At 43.5% G+C, this 2,084-nt stretch carries 1 protein-coding gene; it reads right to left on the bottom strand.

What is annotated here, in order from left to right; translation table 11 throughout:
• Positions 1-2,084 (bottom strand): YhgE/Pip family protein (locus AC1DVB_RS26805; RefSeq protein ID WP_477591857.1); only part of this gene is annotated, 2,084 nt, incomplete at both ends.

The following is a 2,084-nucleotide window of genomic DNA, read 5'->3' as shown; positions in this document are numbered from 1 at the left end:
GTTGAGATGACAGCACGAAAAGCATTAATGGAATAAGTCATCGGCAGGAACGGTGTGAATCCTTGCAAGAAGCCAGGTACTAATTCATTGGGGAATGTTCCGCCACTGCTGGTCAGTTGGAGAATCAAAATCAATAATGCTATGAACCGGCCTGGATTGTCAAAGGCTGAACCCAGGAACTGGATGATTGCCATGAATGTGCAGCTAGCAAGAATGCTTACTGCAAAAAACAACGGCAGGCTCGTAACATTGATTCCAAGACCTAAAATTAAAATCGAGTCCACCAATATGGCTTGACAGATTCCGATGAGTGCCATGACACTGTATTTACTAATAAACCAGCTAAATCCACTCGCAGGTATAACAGCAGGATCTCTTAACGGGAAAATGATCGTCAGAACGATAGCCCCGATAAATAAACTTAATGAAATTAAATACGGTGCAAAACTAGTGCCATAGTTCGGTACATTATTAATTGGTAATTTATCTACTTTAACTGGGCTTGCAAACATGTCATAAACTTCTTCATTGGATTTGATCTTGCCTGCTTCATTTGCCCCGTCATTCAATTCGTCATGTAATTCTGCAGATCCATCTGAAAGTTTGGCGATTCCATCTTGTAACTTAATGGCTCCATTCGCCAGTTCTCCCATTCCGCTAGTTAGGCTGTTTGAACCCTCCTTCAATCTATCCGTTCCTGTAACCAGACCTTCCGAACCTTCGGAAAGCTGTGAGGTTCCACTTGATAATTGCTTGGAGCCATCTTCAAGCTGATCAAGCCCGCTTACCAAGTTATTGCTGCCTTCAGTTAATTGTCCAAGTCCACTCTGCGCTGAATTTATACTTTCGCCAAATGTTGTCAAACCAGACACCAATTGACCTTGGCCATTTTTCAGTTCATTCGCCCCATTAGCGAGTTTATCCTGAGCTTGCTTCAATTGCGTGAAACCGCCGCTTAACGCACTAGTGCCTTCACTTAACTGATTGGCTCCATCACTAAGGCTATTTGAGCCTTTAGCAATTTCGGTTGCACTGGCCGATAGTTTTCCCACTCCTTCAGATACTCCTTTACTACCTTCACTGATGCGTGTTAGAGAAGAAATCACTCCCTCCAAACGCGCTTTCTCTGCAGGATCATCCGTAGCTTCAGATTGTTGTTCCAATCCGGAAATAACCTCATCCAAACCTGCCGAAACTTCAGATGCCCCCGCTTTTGCTTCGTTCGATGCTGCGCTCCATTCAGACAATGAACCTGAAAGCTGGGCGGCACCAGCCGCTACACCATTTGCTCCCTCAGTTAAAGCGGGCAGCTTTTCATCTATTTGATTGAAGCCCTCTAATGACTGCTGCAATCCAGAGGCCAATTCACCAGTTCCCGCTTCAGATTTCTTGGCCCCTTGCAAAAGCTCGGATTGACCATCTTTCATTTGCCCAACACCAGAGCTGAACTGTTGTAACCCTTGATTAAGTTCCTTTGATCCTGCAGCTGCCGAACCGACCCCATTCGAAAAGGTCAATGATTTTTCAGCTAATTTTTCCAGGTTTTCATGGATTTCGACAGAACCTGAATGAAGGGAGTCAATTCCTTCATCCACTTTTTTGGAACCTTCTTTTGCTGAGATAATCCCTTCACCAAGTTCACTGGAGCCGTTTTTCACTGTATCTGTTCCGTCTTTCAATTCTCCAGCTCCATCACTGGCACTTTTGAGTCCGTCAGCCACTTCGTTCAAATTATCGAACATTGACTCCGCATAGGTTTTCGTAACCGCTGACGAAACCTCCCCTTTGATTCTCTCCGAAGCTGCATCACCTATTTTAGTGGATATATAATTAAACCCTTCATTGGACGTATAAATTAAATCAAGTTTTTTCGGATTGTCCTCCTGCAAGGTCGTTGCATTCTTCGAAAAGTTTTTCGGAATTTCTATTTTCATGTAATAATCTTGATTTTCCAGGCCTTCATTGGCTTCTTTTTGACTGACGAAATGCCAATCGAAATCCTTCTTTTCCTTTAACTCCTTGACTAAATCTTTTCCTATTGTAAGTTCCGTTTCATTGAACTCCGCACCCTCATCCAAATTGAC

The sequence above is a fragment of the Peribacillus sp. P4_D6 genome, assembly GCF_056401795.1.
Note: the sequence above shows the minus strand (reverse complement) of the source record. Positions and strands in the feature narration are given on the sequence as shown.